Consider the following 19055-nt stretch of genomic DNA (forward strand, 5'->3'; position numbering starts at 1 on the left):
TATTTACGTTCAGCGGTGGGCCTCGTCTGGGCTAGCGAAGTACGCGTCCATCCCGACCCAGCACTGTCAGGTCTACGAAGCGTGAACCGTTGTGGCTGGCGGGGGAGTAGCCGACCCGGTAGCCGCCAAGATCGAAATTGCTACCTTCCAGGGTGTTGACGAGTTTTTCCCGGGTGGGCTCTCTACCCACCTTTTTCAAGGCTTCGGCCATCAGCTTTGCATTCAGAAAGCCCTCTATGCCGTAGTAGCTGTAATTGCTGTGCTTGGCATAGGCCTGAATGGCCTTGTGGTATTCCTTGACCACCGGGGTGGTGTCGTTCCAGGGGTAGGGCATCACTTGGGAAATGCCTATCCCATGTGCTTCCTTTGCGCCCATCTCCGCGACGAGCAGGTCTGCGCCGATCGGGGACAGCGTGGAGAACTGGGGGGTATGGCCGGCCTTGCGCATCTGGCGGACAAATTCGACAGTAGGCTTGTAGAGCGTGGCCATGATGACTGCCTGGGGGCTTTCCTTTGCGATCTGGGTGACGGCGGCCCCAACGTCAAGGGAGTTGCGCTCCACCGAGCCTACGGCAACGGGCTTCAGCTTATGGCGGGCAAGAGTGGCGACAACACCGTCGAGTCCGGATTTGCCGAACCCGTCGTTCTGATAGAACACGGCGATCTGGGTGATGCCGAGGCCAACCAGGTGATTGACAATGGCTTCCGTTTCATCCGCGTAGCTGGCGCGCAGGTGAAACATGTAACGATTCACTGGACTGCGCAGGGAGCCCGCGCCACTGATGGTGCCGAGGAGCGGAACTCGCGCTTCAGAGAAAACTTTCATGGCCTCCGTGGTGGGGGAGGAGCCGTAGTACGCCATCAGAGCAAAGATTTTCTGCTCATTGATGAGCTTGCGGGTGTTGGCAACCGTCTTCTCGGTCTCGTATCCATCATCCAATACGACAAGCTCCACCTTCTTGCCATGGATTCCGCCCGCTGCGTTGAGTTGGGAGAAGTAAGCCATCGCGCCTTCCTTCATCTCCTTGCCGTAGGCACCGTTGGGGCCGGAGAAGGGGGCAGACATACCCAGGGTGACGGTACCCTCGCCGACACCCGGGTCGGCGGCCTGTACGATTCCGCCGGCGGCAAACATCAGCCCGGTGCTCACGGTGGCGATCAGCGATTTGATGGAGTGAATAAGCATGGTTGGCGCGGTTCTTGAGTGATGGGGAGACTGGCGGAGGCGAGTATAGGTTAAAAAGGAAAGTGTTTCGTAAAAGACGCTGGCCGCCGCTCCAGGAGCGGCGGCCAGCACTATTTGTGTCGCAATGCAGCAATTTAGCGTGGCTTCAGGCGCTGAAGAAATCCTTCACCTTATCCATCCAGGATTTGGCTTTGGGATTGTGGCGCTCTGCGTTGCTCGAGGCAATGTCGTCGAACTCCCGCAGCAGTTCCTTCTGGCGGTCAGTCAGCTTGACAGGGGTTTCGACGATCACGTGAACCATCAGATCACCCGGCGCGTGGCTGCGCACATTGCGTATCCCCTTGCCGCGCAGGCGGAAGACCTTGGCGCTTTGGGTTTCCGCAGGAATACGGATGTTGGCAGCTCCGTCGAGGGTCGGGATCTCGATCTCGCCGCCCAGGGCTGCCGTGGTGAAGCTGATTGGCATCTCGCAATGCAGGTCGTCACCGTCACGCTGGAAGACCGGATGCTGCTTGATGTGGATCTCCACGTAGAGATCACCGGCGGGCCCGCCATTGACGCCGGGTTCACCATGGCCGCCGTGACGCAGACGCATGCCATCGTCGATGCCGGCAGGGATCTTGACCTCAAGTGTCTTCTGCCGTTTTACCCGACCAGCGCCGCCGCAGGCCGTGCATGGCTCGGGGATGATGCGCCCGCTGCCATGGCACTTGGGGCAGGTCTGCTGGATGGAGAAGAAGCCCTGCTGGATGCGGACCTGACCCGCGCCACCGCAGGTGGGGCAGGTTTTGGGTTGCGTGCCGGGCTTGGCGCCGCTGCCGTGGCAGCTGTCGCACTCTTCCAGGGCCGGAATGCGGATGGTCTTTTCTGCGCCGCGGGCGGCTTCTTCCAGCGAGATCTCGAGGTTGTAGCGGAGGTCGGCGCCCCGATAGACGTTGGAGCGGCCGCGCCCGCCACCGCCACCGCCGAAGATGTCGCCGAAGATGTCGCCAAAAGCGTCGGCAAAGCCATCGAAGCCCTGGCCACCTCCACCTCCACCGCCCCCCATGGACTGTTCCACTCCGGCGTGGCCGTAGCGGTCGTAGGCGGCGCGCTTGTTGGCATCGGTCAGGATCTCGTAGGCCTCCTTGGCCTCCTTGAACTTGTCTTCAGCGTCCTTGTTGTCCGGATTGCGGTCCGGGTGGTACTTCATGGCCAGCTTGCGGTAGGCCTTTTTCAATTCGTCCTCGGAGGCGTCACGATTGACGCCGAGGATCTCGTATAAATCCCGTTTCGCCATGTTTGGGTGCTCTGGCTATCTTGCGTAAAGGCCGAGCCGAGCGGTGCAAGGCGCACCGGCAGGGGCTCGGCCGGATCTGTCGGGTCGGCTGACCAGTTCGTTCAGCCAGACAGGCTTACTTCTTGTCTTTCACCTCGGTGAACTCGGCGTCAACCACATCCGGGTCGTTGGCCTTGCTGCCGCCGGCGGAGGCGCTGGGGCTGTCTGCAGCACCACCAGCGGCTTCGGCTTGGGCTTGGGCGTAGATGTGCTCGCCGAGTTTCTGGCTAACAGCACCAAGGGCTTCGCTCTTGGCGTCGATGGCGGCCTTGTCGCCGGACTTGATGGCTTCTTCGGCCTCGGCAATCGCTGCCTCGATCTTCGCCTTGTCATCGCCAATCTTGTCGCCGTGCTCGGCCAGGGCCTTCTTCACCGAGTGGACCAGAGTGTCGAGTTGGTTGCGTGCATCAACCAGTTCGTGAGCCTTCTTATCCTCTTCGGCATGGGCTTCGGCGTCACGCACCATACGTTGGATCTCGTCATCGGATAGGCCGGAGTTGGCCTTGATGGTGATCTTGTTTTCCTTGCCGGTGGCCTTGTCCTTGGCGGACACGTGCAGGATGCCGTTGGCGTCGATGTCGAAGGTGACCTCGATCTGCGGCATGCCGCGGGGCGCCGGCGGAATGTCGGACAGGTTGAACTGGCCCAGGCTCTTGTTGCCGGCTGCCATCTCGCGCTCGCCCTGCAGCACGTGGATGGTGACCGCGTTCTGGTTGTCGTCGGCGGTGGAGAAAACCTGCGAAGCCTTGGTGGGGATCGTGGTGTTCTTCTGGATCAGCTTGGTCATCACGCCGCCCAGGGTCTCGATACCGAGGGACAGGGGGGATACGTCGAGCAGCAGCACGTCCTTGACTTCGCCCTGCAGCACGCCACCCTGGATGGAGGCGCCGACAGCCACGGCTTCATCCGGGTTCACGTCGCGGCGGGGATCCTTGCCGAAGAACTCCTTGACCTTGTCGATCACCTTGGGCATGCGGGTCTGGCCGCCGACCAGGATCACGTCGTCGATGTCGGAGACCTTCACGCCGGCGTCCTTGAGGGCGACACGGCAGGGCTCGATGGTGCGCTCGACCAGGTCTTCCACCAGGGACTCGAACTTGGCGCGGGTGATCTTGAGTGCCAGGTGCTTCGGGCCAGTGGCATCTGCCGTGATGTAGGGCAGGTTGATCTCCGTCTGCTGGCCGGAGGACAGCTCGATCTTGGCCTTCTCTGCGGCTTCCTTCAGGCGTTGCAGGGCCAGCACGTCGTTCTTGAGGTCGACGCCCTGCTCCTTTTTGAACTCGGTGACGATGTAGTCGATGATGCGCTGGTCGAAGTCTTCACCGCCCAGGAAGGTGTCGCCGTTGGTGGCCAGCACTTCAAACTGGTGCTCGCCGTCGATGTCGGCGATTTCGATGATGGACACGTCGAAGGTACCGCCGCCGAGGTCGAACACGGCGATCTTGGAGTCGCCCGGCTTCTTGTCCATGCCGAAGGCCAGAGCCGCGGCGGTAGGTTCGTTGATGATGCGCTTGACCTCCAGACCGGCGATGCGGCCGGCGTCCTTGGTGGCCTGGCGCTGGCTGTCGTTGAAGTAGGCCGGTACGGTGATGACCGCTTCGGTGACTTCTTCGCCGAGGTAGTCTTCAGCGGTCTTTTTCATCTTGCGCAGCACTTCGGCGGAAACCTGCGGCGGGGCAATCTTCTTGCCGCGCACTTCAACCCAGGCGTCGCCGTTGTCGGCTTTGGCGATGGTGAAGGGCATAAGGTCGATATCCTTCTGCACTTCCTTCTCTTCGAAGCGGCGGCCGATCAGGCGCTTGATGGCGTACAGGGTGTTCTTGGCATTGGTTACGGCCTGGCGCTTGGCCGGCGCGCCGCACAGGATCTCGCCATCGTCGGCGTAGGCGACGACGGACGGGGTGGTACGTGCACCTTCGGAGTTTTCGATGACCTTGGGCTTGCCGCCTTCCATTACGGAAACGCAGCTGTTGGTGGTGCCGAGGTCGATACCGATGATCTTGCCCATGAGTTTTCCTTCAGTTCAATTCTGTTTGTCAGTAGGGCAGAAGTGTCCTGCCCCTTGGCCTGCTAACAAATATGGGGATGCAGGCGCGAGTTTCAAGCGGCAGATTTGGCTTTTGAAACCACGACCAGTGCCGGGCGCATGGTGCGCTCGTTCAGCAGGTAGCCCTTTTGCAGTACGGTGAGTACGGTGTTCGGTTCGCCGTCAGCTTCGATGGCACTGATGGCCTGATGTTTGTTGGGATCGAACTTCTCACCAACCGGGTTCACTTCAGTCACGTTGGCGCTCTGGAATGCGGCCACCAGTTGCTTGAGAGTGAGCTCGACGCCTTCCTTGAAGCTATCCAGGGTGGCGTTGTCGGTCGCTAGGGCGGCCTCGAGGCTGTCCTTGACTGGCAGCATGGCCTGGGCAAACTTGTCTGCGGCAAATTTGCCTGCCTTGACGATGTCCTCCTGGGCGCGGCGACGCACGTTTTCCGTCTCGGCCTTAGCCCGCAGCCAGGCGTCGTGGTGTTCAAGGGCCTTCAGTTCGGCTTCGCGAAGCTGCTCGGCGAGGGAGGGTTGGGTATCGATGCTCGCCGTATCCTCGGTGGTGGTTTCAGCCGCAGCGCCCGTGTCGGCGATGTTTTCAGCGAGCTTGTCTGCAATCTTGTCTTCTGCGCTCAGCGCGGGGTCTTGGTCTTGCATGGGTAATGGCTCCTATTTTTTGACTCGCAGTAGCTGGGGGCGCAGGATAAGATTTCAAGAGGGGGCGTGCATTGAAGCGGGAAAGTTCCCGTCGGGCGTGTAAAATCCGGGAGTCCCGGCGCTGCCCGGTCATCGTTGAAACCTCTGCGGTGCAGGATGGGTATGGAAAATACACCTGATAAAATCGGCAAATACAAGCTGATCCGAGAGGTCGGTAGAGGTGCTACAGCTACGGTTTACCTTGCCGAGCACCCGCAGTACCCCGAACCCGTGGCCCTCAAGCTGGTGCGCTTCGACGACAAGGCTAAGGACGAGGCCAAGTGGAATCGTCGCCTGATGAAGCTCCTCCGCGCCGAGCGTGATGTGTCGACTCGCCTCGATCACCCCAATATCATCAAGATCTTCGACACCACGGTTGAGAAGGATTACGCCTATATCGTGATGGAGTACTTTCCAGGGACAACCCTCGAACAGTACTGTTCATTTCAGAATCTGCTCCCTCTTCATCGTGTGATAGGAATGATCTTCAAGTGCGCCATGGCACTTGATTACGCCTATCGGCAAGGGATAGTGCACCGGGATATCAAGCCTGCAAACATCCTTGTGGATGATCAGGATAACGTGAAGATCACGGATTTTGGTCTCGCACTGAATATCAGCAAGAAAAGCGCATCCGACTCCACCTTCATCATGGGCGTGGGCTCACCGGCTTATATGAGCCCCGAGCAGATCAAGGGTTATCCGCTTAACCAGAAGACTGACCTGTTTTCCCTTGGCGTCGTTCTTTTTCATATGCTGACGGGCCGTCTTCCCTTTAGGGCAAAAAATCCGGCCCAGCTCATCTACAAGATCATCAACGCGGAGCCGCCACAGGTTTCCCAGATCAATTCCGAGCTGCCGGAGCAGCTTGACGGCGTGATCCGCCGCGCCCTCGAGAAGGATCTGTACTCTCGTTACAAGAACGGTGCCGATTTTGCCAAAGATCTTTCAGCGGTCAGATACAAGATCCTGGATGACAATTCGGCGCCGGTGGACGGTACCCGGTATTCAATACTGCGCAAGATGCCCTTCTTCACCGAGTTTGAGGATGTGGAGATCTGGGAAATTCTGCGTATCTCGAGGTGGCGCAAGGTGGAGGCCAACACCCTGCTGATCCGAGAGGGGGATTCGGACCAGCGCTTTGGAATCATCATCGAAGGGCGGGTCGAGATGTCGGTGGATGGGCATCGGGTTTGCGAGCTCGCCTATGGAGAGGTGTTTGGCGAGCTGGCCTATTTGGATCAGCAGGACCATCGGCACACGTCTACCGCGGTAGCAACGACCGGGACGGTGTATCTCGAAGTCAATCCCTCAGCCCTGTCCCTGGCAACAGACGAGTGTCAGGAAGCCTTTCGCTCTCGGCTCGTGACCATTGTGGCACGCCGCCTGGGGCAGGCTTACAGGGAGCTCTCGAAGGACGGTCCGCCAGCAGAGAGGATCACCGTGAGCGGTTTTGGGATGGAGCTGCAGCTCATTGACAACTGAGTTTCGTTCCGGCGGAAGGCGCCTTCATGCTGAGTGGGCGCGCGCCCATCTGACTATGTCGCCAGTTCCCATGGCCCCAGACTGCCTGGCGAGCTCTCGGCCCCGGTGAATCAGTACAAGGGTCGGAATGCTGCGGATGGCAAATTTCGCCGCGATCTCTCCGAATTCTTCCGTGTTGAGTTTTCCTAGTCGAAGCGTCGGCTCCAGGGTGTCGGCTGCCGCGGAGAATGCTGGCCCCATGGTTCTGCACGGCCCGCACCAAGGGGCCCAGAAGTCCACGAGTAACGGCAGGTCGCTGCGTATGGCATGCGCCTCAAAGTTCGCAGTGGTCAGTTCCACCGGGTGCCCCTCGAAGAGCGCCTTCTTGCAGCGTCCGCAGGTGCCGTGATCGTGCAGGCGCGTGGCCGGGATGCGGTTGATGGCTGCACAGTGAGGGCAGGGGATGAGCAGACTGTCGGTCATTTTCGTGCCTCTGGAGATCCAGTTGTTGATGTGGGGTGGGGGCAGCCCCGTTTCAAGAGCTGAATCTCTACAGATGCATGAACCGGGGTGTGAGCCGGGCTCTAAAGTTTCCATGAAACTGGCCGAAATCCCCTCTGAAGCCGCGATATCTTCGCGGATCGGACAGGAGGTGGCTTGTGAGCCGAGGCAGCACTTATGGAATCAGCCGTGTCGACAACGAGACCAGCCGGACGCACGGATGGCTTGTAACCATCCAGCGTCGTGGCGTGATCTATCGCAAGCACTTCAGCGACGGTGTGTTCGGCGGAAAGCAGCGCTCCTTTGTTGCCGCCAAGGAGTATCGGGATCAGATCATCGCTGAGCACCCTCCTTTGTCGATGCAGGAGTATTCCAATATCGTCAAGAAGAACAATCGCTCGGGTGTAGTGGGTGTGTGCCGGTATTGCGCGTCCGAGACCCGCGATCTGCCTGAGGAAAAGCAGCGCTGGTTCTGGGTGGCTTCGTGGCCCTTGCCGGATGGGCGACGCAAGCGGGTCAAGTTTTCGGTAAAGAAATACGGCGAAGACGGCGCTTTCCGGATGGCCATGGATGCCCGCTCTGCGGCTTTGGGGAAACTTGTCGGTGCCTTTGATCCGGGGGCTGTCCGGCGCAGAACCCCTCGCCGTCGTAGCCCCCAGGTGATGGCCGGTAGCTGAGACCCTCCGGTCAGTCCTTGTCGCTCAGGGCAAGGCTGACCATCCAGGTGAGTGCGCTGTAGAGCAGCGCACCCCAAAACGCAGTCCAGAAGTCTGGCACAACGAAACCTTTCACCAGCCCTGACACCGACCAGAACATCAGGGCATTGATCACCAGGGTAAACAGGCCGAGGGTGAGAATGGTGATGGGCAGGGTGATCAGGATTAGAAGTGGCCGGATGATGGCATTCACAAACCCCAGGAGCATGGCACTCAGAAGGGCCGCGGTGTAACTCTCAACGGTGATGCTGGTCAGCACTTCGGGAATCAGCATCAATGCCACAGCATTGAGTATCCAGCGGATGATGAGTCTCATGGAGGTGATGTTTCCGGCGTAGGCTCGTGAGAGCTGATGTCAGTGGTTGGCGCCGAGCGCACTGGCCCGAGAGCGTTGGAGTGTCAGTGTACCTGCGTCGGGGTGGGGGTCGGTGAGCCAGTTTCCCAGGTGGGTTAGCGAGAGAGTCATCAATGCACTGATCCAGTCGTCGTCTTCATTCAGGCAGGGAATGTACCCAAAGCGCTCGCCGCCTGCGTGAAGGAAAGCCTCGCGGCATTCCATGTTGATTTCTTCGAGCGTTTCCAGGCAGTCGGACACGAAGCCGGGGCACATCACATCTACCGATCGAGTGCCTTTTTTTGCCAGAGATTCCAGACTCGGCTGCGTATAAGGTTGTAGCCACTCGGCTTTGCCGAAGCGCGATTGAAAGCTCACCAGCATTCGGTCGGTGGGCAGTTGCAAGGCTTCTCCGAGAAGACGGGCGGTCTTGTGGCATTCGCAGTGATAGGGGTCACCGAGATCAAGAGCACGCCGCGGTATGCCGTGGAAGCTCAAGACCAGTTTTTCGGCCTGACCGTTGCGTTGCCAATGCGCCCGCACCGAGGCGGCGAGGGCCTGGATGTATCCCGGATCGTCGCCGAAGCTGCGGATGTATCTGACTTCTGGGAGGTTGCGCCAGTGGCGCAGGCAATCGGATACCTCGTCGATGACTGTCGCTGTGGTGCTTGCCGCGAACTGGGGGTAGAGCGGAAGTACGAGGATCCGGGTGCAGCCTGCTGCGCGCATTTCGTCCAGGCGGCTGCGGATCGACGGTGCTCCGTAACGCATGGCCCAACTGATCATCAGGTCGCGCTGCCCTGCGTTGGTCAGGAAACCGGCCAGCAGCTTGGCCTGTTTTTCTGTGTGGGCCTTGAGGGGGGAGCCTTCATCCGTCCACACGCTCGCGTATTTCTGTGCCGACTTGGCTGGGCGGGTGCGCAGGATGATGCCGTGGAGAATTGGCCACCAGATCAGGCGGGGGATCTCGACGACACGGGGGTCGGAGAGAAACTGCGCGAGATACGGGCGGAGTGCTGCTGCAGTCGGGGCGGCAGGGGTGCCGAGATTGACCAGCAATATACCTGTCTGCGACGGCTTGCCGTGGACGTACGCTGGCTCCTGCCAGAATCGGGTCATTGAGGAGGCTTTCTAGTTGTTCTGGCCTGAGAGGGCGCTGGTCAGCAGTCGGGCGGTGACATCGACGATGGGGATCACGCGCTCATAGGCCATTCTGGTTGGGCCGATGACGCCAACCGAGCCGACCACTTGGCCATCAACCTGATAGGGGGCTGTGACGACGCTGCAGTCATCCAGCGGGCTGAGGCCACTTTCTCCCCCGATGAAAATCTGCACACCTTTGGCCCTGTTGGATATGTCCATCAGCTGCATCAGCCCCGTTTTTTGCTCGAAGAGTTTGAACAGTTCCCGCAGGCGCGCCATGTTGGAAGACAGATCTTCTGCATCCAGGAGATTGGTCTCCCCTGTGATGACGTAGGTGCTCCGGGTTTCTTCCAGGGCCTCGCTGCCAGCTTCCACGGCGGCGCTCATGAGTTCCGTCATGTCGGAGCGCAACTGCTTGAGTTCGTCCTGAATGCGGGTGCGTATTTCTTCGAAGGCTAGTCCGGCGAAATGCTGGTTCAGGTAGTTGGCAGCGCTTACCAACTCGGAAGGCGAATAGGGGCGTTTGGTGAACAGGATGCGGTTCTGCACGTCTCCGGTGGTCGTGACTAGAATGAGCAGAACCCGGGTGTCCGAAAGGCTGACAAACTCGATCTGACGAATTTTTATCGCATCCTGCTTGGGGGAGATGACGACCCCGGCGAAATGCGTCAATCCGGAGAGCATCTGGGAGGCTGCGTTGATGACGCGCTGGGGTTCTCCCGGCTGGATATGCCCTTTGATTTCTTGCAGTTGTCCGATCCCGAGGGGTTGGACGGTGAGCAGGCTGTCGACGAAAAAGCGGTAGCCCCGCGCTGTGGGAATCCGGCCAGCCGACGTGTGAGGGCTGGCGATGAAGCCCAGCTCTTCGAGGTCGGACATGACGTTGCGCACGGTGGCGGGCGACAGTTTGAGTCCGGAGTGCCGTGAGAGCGCCCGCGAGCCCACCGGCTGTCCGTCGGTGATGTAATGCTCGACAAGGGTCTTGAGCAGGACTTGCGAGCGTTGATCGAGGCTGGTCATGGTCATGGGTTTTTGAGGACGCCCCGATTCTAAGGAAGGGCGACGGCCGTGAGAAGCACCGTTAGCAGGCGTGGCCCGAGTTTTACCGCGGCGGGCTGCGGCGCCGAGGAAGAATGTGGTTTAATCAAATCCATGACCTGCGAGTTCAAGACAATAGCGCTGATAGGCAAATATCAGAGCCCGGAAGTGGCGGAAGCAGTCCTTCGCCTGGCCAGTTATTTGAGGGGCCTCGGGCTCAGTGTTCTGATCGAACAGGGTACCGCAAGTTCAACCGGGTTGACGGCGGGTTTTGCTGTGGCCAGCTATGAGGAAATCGGTGCCCGTGCTTGTTTGGCTGTCGTTCTGGGAGGTGATGGTTCCCTGTTGAACAGTGCCTGCCGGTTAGCCGAATACAACGTGCCCCTGGTTGGCGTCAATCAGGGGCGGCTTGGATTCCTGACCGATATTTCCCGCGAGGTAGCACTCGAGAAAGTTGGTGAAATTCTGGAGGGCCGCTTCACTGAGGAAAGCCGGGTGTTGCTGGATGCCGAGATCTTGCGCAACGGCCAGCGGGTGTTTCACACCGTTGCCCTGAACGATGTTGTAGTTAACAAGGGTGATCTTGGGCGCATGATCGAGTTTGATCTGCGCATCGATGGCGAGTTTGTCTATACCCAGCGCTCCGACGGCATGATCATCTCCACTCCCACCGGTTCCACGGCCTACGCCCTGTCGGCAAATGGCCCCATCCTTCACCCGAGTGTCGACGGAATCGCGCTTGTGCCCATGTGTCCGCATACGCTGACTGCCCGGCCCATTACCTTGCCCGATCGTTGCCAAATCGAGATAGTCCTGCTGCCGCCCCATGACTCGCGGGTCCATTTTGATGGGCAAACCCGATATGACACTCGGGCCGGTGATTCAGTGCGGATCACCCGCTCGCCCCATAGGGTTCGTCTGCTTCATCCTGTTGGATACAGCTACTTCGCGATGTTGCGTGAGAAGCTGCACTGGAGTTCAACTCCTCGCCACAGCTGATTTTTCGTTTTTCGTTCTTCTTTCTCCCCCCCCATGCTGCGCCATCTCACCATTCGTGACTTTGTCATCGTCGACCAGCTTGAGCTGGATTTTGGCGCTGGTTTCGGGGCGCTGACCGGCGAAACTGGCGCTGGCAAGTCGATTCTTCTTGATGCGCTAGGGCTTGCCCTCGGAGGCAAGGCTGAGGCAGGGGTTGTGCGAACAGGTTGCATGAAGGCGGAAATCGTTGCCGAGTTTGATGTGCCGGCTGGTGGCCCTCTGCACCGTTGGCTGGTGGGTGAGGCCTTGGGGGGCGACGACGACGCGGTGTTGCTGCGCAGGGTGGTCGAGAGCAGTGGCCGGTCAAAGGCCTGGCTCAATGGCACGCCGGTGGTCTTGAGCCAGCTGCGCGTGGCAGGGGAGTTGCTGGCTGACATTCACGGGCAGCATGCCCATCATGCCCTTCTGCGTGGGGATGCCCAGCTTGCACTGGTGGATGCCCACGGCGGCCTGCAGGCGCAAGCCCGGGAGGTATCCGAGCTGTATCGGAGCTGGTCGGCCTTGCGCCGTGCTCGTGAGCTGGCGGAGGAGGATGCATCGTCCTCCGAGCGTGAGCGTGAGTTGCTGGGCTGGCAAGTGAGTGAGCTGAACGAGTTGGCGTTCGATCTCGATGATTGGCGCGCTCTGAATCAGGAGCAAGCCCGTCTGGCCCATGCGGCAAGTCTGATCGAGGGTGGTGCCGAAGTGCTGGAAGGGCTTGTGGAGGGCGAGTACGCAGTCGCTCCCCAACTCGACCGGTTGCTGGGCCGGGTTGCCGAGATGGCGGCGCATGACGCTCAGTTGGCCGATGTGCAGGAACTGCTGGGGAGTGCCAGCATCCAGCTCGACGAAGCCATCCATGCGATGCGTCGCTACCGGGATCGGCTTGATCTGGATCCTCTGCGACTGAGCGAGATTGATCAGCGCATTCAAGCCATCACTGGAATGGCTCGAAAATACCGGGTGGCACCGGAAGACTTGCCGGAGGTTCTGGCGGAGAGCGTGAGCCGCCTGGAGCGCCTGAGGCGTCAGTCCGATCCCGTGGCGCTGGCCCGGGACGAAGCGCTGGCTCGCCAAGCCTACATGGTACCGGCTCAGGCCTTGTCGGAGGCGCGCCGCAAGGTGGCTGCCGAGTTGTCGTCGGCGGTTACAGAGGCGATGCAGTCACTTGCCATGTCCGGGGCTCGCTTTGAAATTGCCCTCCATCAGGTGGAGGAGGGGGCAGTCTGTGGTCTCGAGAACGTCGAGTTCCTGGTGGCGGCGAATGCCAGCCAGCCCTTGCGCTCGATGGCCAAGGTGGCCTCGGGTGGTGAGCTTTCGCGTATTGGTCTGGCCATTCAGGTCATCACCAGCCGTAACGCCGCAACGCCAACCCTTATTTTTGATGAGGTGGATGTGGGGATCGGGGGGCGGGTGGCTGAGATCGTCGGCCGTCTATTGCATCAGCTGGGTGTTGATCGTCAGGTCTTGTGTGTTACCCATCTCCCTCAGGTGGCGGCCCAGGCGGACTGGCAGTGGAATATCTCCAAAGAAACCCGGAACGGTGAAACCCTGTCTCGAATGCGCTTGCTTGATGCGTCCGGCCGGATAGAGGAAATTGCACGCATGCTGGGTGGGGTCAATATTACGGATACGACCCGCAGGCATGCTGCGGAGATGCTCTCCCTGCAAGCCTAAGGAGCGATCGGCTGGCAGCGGCAGGGGGCACGTCCCCGGAGCGTGGTGGCCGGACCTGCCACTGCCTTGCGCTCAGTTGTTGCCGGGCTTGTTGGGGCAGGCCGCTTTCTGACAGTCAGCGTACAGATAGAGGGCATGCTCTTTGACGGCGAAACCTCTCTCGGCGGCGATGCGGTTCTGACGCTCTTCGATCTCCGGGTCAAAGAACTCCTCGACCTTGCCGCATTGCAGGCACACCAGATGGTCATGGTGATGACCTTCGTTGAGCTCGAACACCGCCTTGCCGGACTCAAAGTAATGACGCTCAAGCAGGCCGGCCTGCTCAAACTGCGTGAGAACCCGATAGACGGTGGCCAGGCCGATGTCCATATCTTCGCTGATCAGTAGGCGATAGACGTCTTCAGCAGTGAGGTGACGGTTTTCTGCCTTCTGGAACAGGTCAAGGATCTTGAGGCGCGGGAAGGTCGCCTTGAGACCGATGTTTTTGAGGTTCTGAGAATTGTTGGACATGGAGACCCCGAAGAACTGAAGAGGCCGGCCAGAAACCTAGCCGGCCCCGTATGATATAGTTTCCGACCTTCGTTGAGAATGCGGCTTCCACGCCGACGCTCTCCCCCGCCTTCCGAGACGCCATGCGCACACTGCTTGCTTCTGCACTTCTGATCGCGGCCCTTTCGGGTTGCTCGTCCACTTCTGATTTCTTGCGGCCATATCGGATTGATGTCCGCCAGGGAAACTTTGTGTCCCAAGAGATGGTGGCTCAGCTCAAGCCCGGCATGAGTCGTGATCAGGTGCGTTTTGTTCTTGGTGCACCGTTGCTGATGGATGTCTTCCACAGCGATCGCTGGGACTATGTCTATCGTTTTCAGCCGGGCAAGGGGCAAGTTCAGGAGCGGCGCCTGACTGTGATTTTCGAGGATGGCAAGCTCCTCCGGCTTGACGGCGACGTACGTTCCGAGGAGGTCGGGGCTCAGTGATTCACCGTCGGGCTGCCTGATTTTTGGGCCCCATTACTGTATTACTCCGGGAAGAAAATGAACCAGATTCGTATTGCGATCGCCGGCGCGTCCGGGCGCATGGGACGTATGTTGATCGAGACCACGCTCAAGGCTGAGGATGCCGTGCTGGTGGCCGCGTTCGAGCGGCCGGAGAGCCCTTTCATCGGCCGGGACGCAGGAGAGTTCGGTGGCGTGCAGTGCGGTGTGCCTATCACCAGCGATGTGGCCGAGGGTTTGGCCCGCGCTGATTGCCTGATCGATTTCACCCGTCCGGAAGCGACGTTGCAGCACTTGGCTCTGGCGAAAGCTGCCGGGTGCGGCATGGTGATCGGCACTACCGGGTTCTCGGCCGAAGGCAAAGCTGCCATTGCCGACGCGGCGCGTGACATACCGGTGGTCTTTGCTCCCAATATGGCGGTGGGGGTGAATGCCGTGTTCAAACTGCTCGACATGGCGGCGCGTATCCTCAATGAGGACTACGATGTGGAGGTCATCGAGGCGCACCATCGTCTGAAGGTGGATGCGCCGTCGGGTACTGCCCTGCGTATGGGGGAGGTGGTTGCCAAGGCGCTGGGGCGCGATCTGGATGAATGTGCCATCTATGGCCGCGAAGGGGTGACGGGCGAGCGGGATGCGCGCACTATCGGCTTTGCAACGGTGCGTGGGGGCGATATCGTCGGCGATCACACGGTTCTTTTTGCCGGGATCGGTGAGCGGATAGAAATTACTCACAAGTCCGCCAGTCGCATGCCGTACGCCACCGGGAGTTTGCGCGCAGCGCGTTTCCTCGCCGCTCATAACGCGGGTCTGTTCGATATGCAGGATGTGCTTGGTCTGAAGTAGCTGAGGCCCGCATGGGCTGCTCAAGATGGGGAGGGGGGTGCCGTTATAGGAGGTATTCCCGGGTAGGCGTGTCGGCTGGTCTGGCGCGCCTTCTTTGTTTTTGCCGTGCCCTCATGATACCTGGCAGCCTACGTGAATCGTCCTGAGTTGGAGTCCATCGCCGCTGATGCCGATCTCGGGCGTGCCCTGAGAGACTTTCTGCGGGAGCAGTCAGCAACAGACGGCCTCGTTGAGGGGCAGGGTGCAGTCCATGCCTCGACGGTCGAGTTGATGGCGGTGGTGCGCGGTTTAGTGGCTGCACGTGAGCGGGCAGAGCGGACTGCCGTGGAGACGGGGAAGCGCCTTGAGCTGGCGCTGCAGAACACGGACGGCGGATTGTGGGACTGGGATCTCGTTGGTGGGGGGATCGTGTTCGATGATTCCTGGAGGCGGGCTCTCGGTTACGATGAAGCCGAATGTTCGAGCGACTTTTCGTCGTGGTTGCCGCTACTTCATCCGGACGATCTGTTGATTACCCGCCATCAGTTGGTAACGCATCTCCGGGGCGAGCTGGATTTTTTTGAAACCCAGTTTCGTGTCGCGCCCAAGGCGGGAGGCTGGCGCTGGATGCTGGTTCGAGGCAGGGCTTCCGGTCGGGGGGAGGATGGGCGCTGGACGCGGATGGTTGGCACCTACTGGGACGTCACCCAGGCCAAGTGTGCGGAGCTGGAGCTGCTTCATGCCAAGGAGCAGGCTGAGGCTGCCAATCGCGCCAAGAGTGATTTCCTGGCCAATATGAGTCACGAGATCCGCACGCCGATGAACGGAATCATTGGAATGACCGAGCTGGTTCTGGATACGCAGCTGGATGACGAGCAGCGAGAGTACCTGAACACGGTCAAGAGTTCGGCTGACTCTCTGCTCCGGATTATCAATGATGTGCTTGATTTCTCGAAGATCGAGGCGGGGCATCTCAGCCTTGAGCGGGTGGAGTTTTCGCTTCCGGATCTTCTTGGCGATACGATGAAGTCCTTGGCTTTGCGCTCGTATCAGAAAGGGGTTGAGTGCTTCTATTCGGTCGCTCAGGAGGTTCCGAGTTTCTTGCTGGGAGACCCAACCCGCTTGCGCCAAGTGTTGACCAACCTTGTCGGGAATGCCATCAAGTTCACTGAGCGGGGCGAGGTGGAGGTGTCGGTAAGTGCCCGTGAGGTTGAGGGTGGGGAGTGTGTTCTCGAGTTCTCTGTGCGGGATTCCGGGGTGGGTATCCCGGAAGACAAGCACGAGGCGGTTTTCGGTGCGTTTTCGCAGGCTGACGAGTCCACGACCCGGAAATACGGTGGGACGGGGCTGGGGCTGGCGATCTGTCGGCGGATTGTAGAGCTCATGGGGGGGGCTATCACCTTGAGCAGTCGGCCCGGAGAGGGGAGCACCTTCCGTTTCTCTGTGCATGTGGGTGTGGGGCTGGCGCGAAGGAGTGAGGTGCCGGTGCTGGGTGCCCGTCGGGCCTTGTTGGGTGTCCGTAATTCGGCCCTGCGTCGTAGTGTTGGAGCTCAGTTGCGGTCTCTGGGGCTGGATGTACGGGAAGCTGATAGTGGCGAGGCGTTGGAGGAGATGCTGGCTTTGGCGAGCAAGCTCAATACGCCTTATGACTGGGTTCTCATGGAGACGGCGATGCCTGCGCCTGGCGGCTACGCGCTGGCGGAGAAGCTGTTCCAGGGCTGGCCGCGCCTTGATCGCGTCATCATGATGCTTGATGCCAATACGCAGCGCGGGGATACGGTCAAGTGCGAGCGTCTCAAGGTTGGTGCGCGTCTGATCAAGCCTTTTTCGCGCAGTGATCTGATTGATGCTCTCGGTCTGGCGCTTCATGGGGCTACGGCGGCGGAAGAGCGCTTTCTGGCTTTTGAGGCCGAGCAGACATTTGCCTGTACGCCGCCCCCATCGCGTACAGGCCAGCGCCTCAAGATTCTGTTGGTCGAAGACAATCCGGTCAATCAGACGGTTGCTGTGAAGATGCTTGAAAAAGTGGGGCACACCATCATCGTTGCTGCCAATGGCCGGGAGGCGCTTGATTTGTTCGACAAGGAGCGCTTCGACCTCATTCTGATGGATGTGCAGATGCCGGTGATGGGCGGGTTGGAGGCCACCCAGGCCATCCGTGCCCGTGAGGCCCGGCGAAGCTGGGCGGCCGGGGGAAAGTGGCAGTCAACTCCGATTGTGGCAATGACCGCCCACGCGATGCAAGGCGACAGGGATCGCTGCTTGATGGCGGGCATGGACGACTACATCGCTAAGCCGATCAAGCCTGTGGAGCTGCATGGAGTGATAGATCGGGTGATGGGGGATATCGACGATGCTCCGCAGGTGGGCGGCGCCCGGGCGGCGAGCTGTATTGATGTGGGGGCGGATGCGGCGATCGCCGACATCGGTGCCACCCGGGAGTTGCTTGATGGCGATGAGGCCGCCCTGCAACAGCTCATCAGCCTGTTCTTCAGTGATCTTGAGCGTAATCGAAAGGCGTTGGAGCTCGCTCAGCGCAACTCTGATTTTGCGTCGATCCGCAGTCTGGCCCACTCTATCAAGGGGTCGGCGGGTGTCTTCAATGCAGCAGGTGCCTTGGCTGCAGCCCAGCGGCTCGAAAATGCGGGCAAGGAGCAGGATCGTGCTGCGGTTCGTCGGGAGTTGCCGGAACTGCTCAACGAGCTTGGGAGTCTTGCGGGCGTGCTGCGTCGGGCGCGTGGGGGGCGGTGAGCTTGTCAGCGCCCTGTCAGTTTTCTGAAGTCGGATTTGCCCGAAATCTCACCACGGGCTATAATTAGAAAGTTTCTCAGCGGGATGGCCACTCAAGGCTGATCCCGTTTTTCATGTGTAGCTTGGCTGCCCATGTCTGTCGTCCAATCACAAGATTTCGAGGAGTTCACCGTGTCAGCTTTCCCGCCCGCCATTCTTGCTCTTGCCGACGGGACGGTGTTTTACGGTAAAGGCATCGGGGCGATAGGGATGACAACCGGTGAGGTGGTGTTCAACACCTCGATGTCCGGTTATCAGGAAATCCTCACCGACCCCAGCTACTGTCGTCAGATCGTTACGCTCACCTATCCGCACATCGGTAACACCGGTATCAATCGGGAAGATTGTGAGGCCGACAAGGTCTACGCAGCGGGCCTGGTCATTCGCGATCTGCCCATGTTGGCGTCCAACTGGCGCTGCGAGCAGACGCTGGATGCCTACCTCAAGTCCGAGAACATCGTCGCCATTGCAGGTATCGATACCCGTAAGCTCACCCGCATCCTCCGGGAGAAGGGCGCGCAGAGCGGCTGTATTCTTACTGCAGCAAGCGCTGCCGAGCTCAATGTGGAGGCTGCGCTTGCCCAGGCCCGCGCATTCCCGGGGCTCGCCGGCATGGATTTGGCCAAGGTGGTATCTGCTTCGGTGGCCTATCCGTGGACCGAAGGTGAGTGGCAGCTCGACAAGGGCTATGTGCCCCAGCAGAGCGCCCGCTTCCATGTGGTGGCCTTTGACTACGGTGTTAAACGCAACATCCTCCGCATGCTTGCCGAGCGTGGGTGCCGTCTCACCGTGGTGCCGGCGCAGACTCCCGCGGCAGAAGTGCTTGCGCTCAACCCCGATGGTGTCTTCCTCTCCAATGGCCCTGGTGATCCCGAGCCGTGTGATTACGCGATTGAAGCGATTCGCGCGATTCTCGCCAAGGGCGTTCCGACTTTCGGTATCTGTCTGGGGCATCAGCTCCTGGCTCTCGCGTCTGGCGCCAAAACCATGAAGATGAAGTTTGGTCATCATGGTGCCAACCATCCAGTCAAGGATCTCGATTCCGGTCAGGTCCTGATCACCAGTCAGAATCATGGTTTTGCCGTCGATGCGGCAAGCTTGCCGGCCAATCTCCGGGCAACCCATGTGTCTCTCTTCGATGGCAGTCTGCAGGGCCTTGCTCGGACCGATGTCCCGGCCTTCTGTTTTCAGGGTCACCCTGAAGCGAGCCCCGGTCCCCACGATGTGGCCTACCTGTTCGATCGATTCATTTCGCTGATGGAGGCGAGGGGCTGAAGCCGATAGCTGTGAGGGCATCCGTCGAGGTGCCACCCCTGAACCG

17 protein-coding genes are annotated in these 19055 nt (G+C 60.0%); 8 read left to right on the forward strand and 9 right to left on the reverse strand.

The genetic code is table 11. From position 1 onward, the window contains the following. Nucleotides 1–31: 31 nt before the first annotated feature. The 4 genes from PHI64_RS14745 to grpE all read right to left on the reverse strand — a co-directional run bounded on the left by PHI64_RS14745 (nucleotide 32) and on the right by grpE (nucleotide 5195). Nucleotides 32–1186 (reverse strand): ABC transporter substrate-binding protein, encoded by a 1155-nt coding sequence (locus PHI64_RS14745; protein WP_299884118.1) that lies wholly within the window; start codon nucleotides 1184–1186, stop codon nucleotides 32–34. Between the two features lie 145 nt (nucleotides 1187–1331). After that, a complete protein-coding gene (gene dnaJ, locus PHI64_RS14750; RefSeq protein ID WP_299884119.1) occupies nucleotides 1332–2465 on the reverse strand; it encodes a molecular chaperone DnaJ in 1134 nt (377 codons plus the stop codon). A 115-nt stretch (nucleotides 2466–2580) separates the two neighbouring features. After that, nucleotides 2581–4512 (reverse strand): molecular chaperone DnaK, encoded by a 1932-nt coding sequence (gene dnaK, locus PHI64_RS14755; protein ID WP_299884121.1) that lies wholly within the window; start codon nucleotides 4510–4512, stop codon nucleotides 2581–2583. Between the two features lie 92 nt (nucleotides 4513–4604). After that, nucleotides 4605–5195, reverse strand: a complete 591-nt coding sequence (gene grpE / locus PHI64_RS14760) for a nucleotide exchange factor GrpE (RefSeq protein WP_299884123.1) — start codon at nucleotides 5193–5195, stop codon at nucleotides 4605–4607. A 162-nt stretch (nucleotides 5196–5357) separates the two neighbouring features. Here grpE and PHI64_RS14765 point away from each other — a divergent pair, with 162 nt between their 5' ends. Further along, nucleotides 5358–6719, forward strand: a complete 1362-nt coding sequence (locus PHI64_RS14765; protein ID WP_299884125.1) for a serine/threonine-protein kinase — start codon at nucleotides 5358–5360, stop codon at nucleotides 6717–6719. Nucleotides 6720–6743: 24 nt separating this feature from the next. On the opposite strand, the gene trxC is transcribed toward PHI64_RS14765, so the two are convergent. Then, nucleotides 6744–7181 (reverse strand): thioredoxin TrxC, encoded by a 438-nt coding sequence (gene trxC, locus PHI64_RS14770; protein ID WP_299884127.1) that lies wholly within the window; start codon nucleotides 7179–7181, stop codon nucleotides 6744–6746. Between the two features lie 176 nt (nucleotides 7182–7357). Here trxC and PHI64_RS14775 point away from each other — a divergent pair, with 176 nt between their 5' ends. Then, on the forward strand, nucleotides 7358–7876 hold the full coding sequence (locus tag PHI64_RS14775; protein WP_299884129.1) for an AP2 domain-containing protein: 519 nt from the start codon (nucleotides 7358–7360) through the stop codon (nucleotides 7874–7876). A 10-nt stretch (nucleotides 7877–7886) separates the two neighbouring features. On the opposite strand, the gene PHI64_RS14780 is transcribed toward PHI64_RS14775, so the two are convergent. The 3 genes from PHI64_RS14780 to hrcA are packed head-to-tail and all read right to left on the reverse strand — an operon-like array spanning nucleotide 7887 to nucleotide 10412. Next, entirely contained in the window at nucleotides 7887–8231 is a 345-nt protein-coding gene (locus PHI64_RS14780) for a phage holin family protein (protein ID WP_299884131.1), read from the reverse strand. Between the two features lie 39 nt (nucleotides 8232–8270). Continuing rightward, nucleotides 8271–9368: a ferrochelatase gene (gene hemH / locus PHI64_RS14785; RefSeq protein WP_299884133.1), complete on the reverse strand. Its 1098-nt coding sequence runs from the start codon at nucleotides 9366–9368 to the stop codon at nucleotides 8271–8273. Nucleotides 9369–9380: 12 nt separating this feature from the next. Next, nucleotides 9381–10412 carry a heat-inducible transcriptional repressor HrcA gene (gene hrcA, locus PHI64_RS14790; protein WP_299884162.1) on the reverse strand — a complete coding sequence of 344 codons (1032 nt, stop codon included), beginning with the start codon at nucleotides 10410–10412 and terminating at the stop codon, nucleotides 9381–9383. A 132-nt stretch (nucleotides 10413–10544) separates the two neighbouring features. On the opposite strand from hrcA, the gene PHI64_RS14795 reads away from it, so the two are divergent. Together PHI64_RS14795 and recN are read left to right on the forward strand one after the other, a co-directional pair. Beyond that, entirely contained in the window at nucleotides 10545–11429 is an 885-nt protein-coding gene (locus tag PHI64_RS14795) for an NAD kinase (RefSeq protein ID WP_299884164.1), read from the forward strand. A 33-nt stretch (nucleotides 11430–11462) separates the two neighbouring features. Next, the gene (gene recN, locus PHI64_RS14800) at nucleotides 11463–13124 is read left to right on the forward strand and encodes a DNA repair protein RecN (protein ID WP_299884135.1); all 1662 of its coding nucleotides are present in this window, start codon (nucleotides 11463–11465) and stop codon (nucleotides 13122–13124) included. Nucleotides 13125–13196: 72 nt separating this feature from the next. On the opposite strand, the gene fur is transcribed toward recN, so the two are convergent. Continuing rightward, nucleotides 13197–13634 (reverse strand): ferric iron uptake transcriptional regulator, encoded by a 438-nt coding sequence (fur, locus tag PHI64_RS14805; protein WP_299884137.1) that lies wholly within the window; start codon nucleotides 13632–13634, stop codon nucleotides 13197–13199. 122 nt (nucleotides 13635–13756) lie between these two features. Here fur and PHI64_RS14810 point away from each other — a divergent pair, with 122 nt between their 5' ends. The 4 genes from PHI64_RS14810 (at nucleotide 13757) to carA (ending at nucleotide 19009) form a co-directional block, all read left to right on the forward strand. Then, nucleotides 13757–14101: an outer membrane protein assembly factor BamE gene (locus tag PHI64_RS14810; protein ID WP_299884139.1), complete on the forward strand. Its 345-nt coding sequence runs from the start codon at nucleotides 13757–13759 to the stop codon at nucleotides 14099–14101. Nucleotides 14102–14158: 57 nt separating this feature from the next. Continuing rightward, nucleotides 14159–14965 (forward strand): 4-hydroxy-tetrahydrodipicolinate reductase, encoded by an 807-nt coding sequence (gene dapB, locus PHI64_RS14815; RefSeq protein ID WP_299884141.1) that lies wholly within the window; start codon nucleotides 14159–14161, stop codon nucleotides 14963–14965. A 132-nt stretch (nucleotides 14966–15097) separates the two neighbouring features. Further along, nucleotides 15098–17695: a response regulator gene (locus PHI64_RS14820; RefSeq protein ID WP_299884143.1), complete on the forward strand. Its 2598-nt coding sequence runs from the start codon at nucleotides 15098–15100 to the stop codon at nucleotides 17693–17695. A gap of 132 nt (nucleotides 17696–17827) precedes the next feature. After that, nucleotides 17828–19009, forward strand: a complete 1182-nt coding sequence (carA, locus tag PHI64_RS14825) for a glutamine-hydrolyzing carbamoyl-phosphate synthase small subunit (RefSeq protein WP_366945196.1) — start codon at nucleotides 17828–17830, stop codon at nucleotides 19007–19009. The last annotated feature ends 46 nt before the right edge of the window (nucleotides 19010–19055 follow it).

Origin of the sequence: Zoogloea sp., from assembly GCF_028689785.1 — a bacterium.
Taxonomy (GTDB): Bacteria; Pseudomonadota; Gammaproteobacteria; order Burkholderiales; family Rhodocyclaceae; genus Zoogloea.

Excerpts from the sequence above, each read along its gene's own strand:
- PHI64_RS14745 (WP_299884118.1), bottom strand. The coding sequence starts at position 1,186 with ATGCTTATTCACTCCATCAAATCGCTGATCGCCACCGTGAGCACCGGG.
- dnaJ (WP_299884119.1), bottom strand. The coding sequence starts at position 2,465 with ATGGCGAAACGGGATTTATACGAGATCCTCGGCGTCAATCGTGACGCC.
- dnaK (WP_299884121.1), bottom strand. The coding sequence starts at position 4,512 with ATGGGCAAGATCATCGGTATCGACCTCGGCACCACCAACAGCTGCGTT.
- grpE (WP_299884123.1), bottom strand. The coding sequence starts at position 5,195 with ATGCAAGACCAAGACCCCGCGCTGAGCGCAGAAGACAAGATTGCAGAC.
- PHI64_RS14765 (WP_299884125.1), top strand. The coding sequence starts at position 5,358 with ATGGAAAATACACCTGATAAAATCGGCAAATACAAGCTGATCCGAGAG.
- trxC (WP_299884127.1), bottom strand. The coding sequence starts at position 7,181 with ATGACCGACAGTCTGCTCATCCCCTGCCCTCACTGTGCAGCCATCAAC.
- PHI64_RS14780 (WP_299884131.1), bottom strand. The coding sequence starts at position 8,231 with ATGAGACTCATCATCCGCTGGATACTCAATGCTGTGGCATTGATGCTG.
- hemH (WP_299884133.1), bottom strand. The coding sequence starts at position 9,368 with ATGACCCGATTCTGGCAGGAGCCAGCGTACGTCCACGGCAAGCCGTCG.
- hrcA (WP_299884162.1), bottom strand. The coding sequence starts at position 10,412 with ATGACCAGCCTCGATCAACGCTCGCAAGTCCTGCTCAAGACCCTTGTC.
- PHI64_RS14795 (WP_299884164.1), top strand. The coding sequence starts at position 10,545 with ATGACCTGCGAGTTCAAGACAATAGCGCTGATAGGCAAATATCAGAGC.
- recN (WP_299884135.1), top strand. The coding sequence starts at position 11,463 with ATGCTGCGCCATCTCACCATTCGTGACTTTGTCATCGTCGACCAGCTT.
- fur (WP_299884137.1), bottom strand. The coding sequence starts at position 13,634 with ATGTCCAACAATTCTCAGAACCTCAAAAACATCGGTCTCAAGGCGACC.
- PHI64_RS14810 (WP_299884139.1), top strand. The coding sequence starts at position 13,757 with ATGCGCACACTGCTTGCTTCTGCACTTCTGATCGCGGCCCTTTCGGGT.
- dapB (WP_299884141.1), top strand. The coding sequence starts at position 14,159 with ATGAACCAGATTCGTATTGCGATCGCCGGCGCGTCCGGGCGCATGGGA.
- carA (WP_366945196.1), top strand. The coding sequence starts at position 17,828 with ATGTCTGTCGTCCAATCACAAGATTTCGAGGAGTTCACCGTGTCAGCT.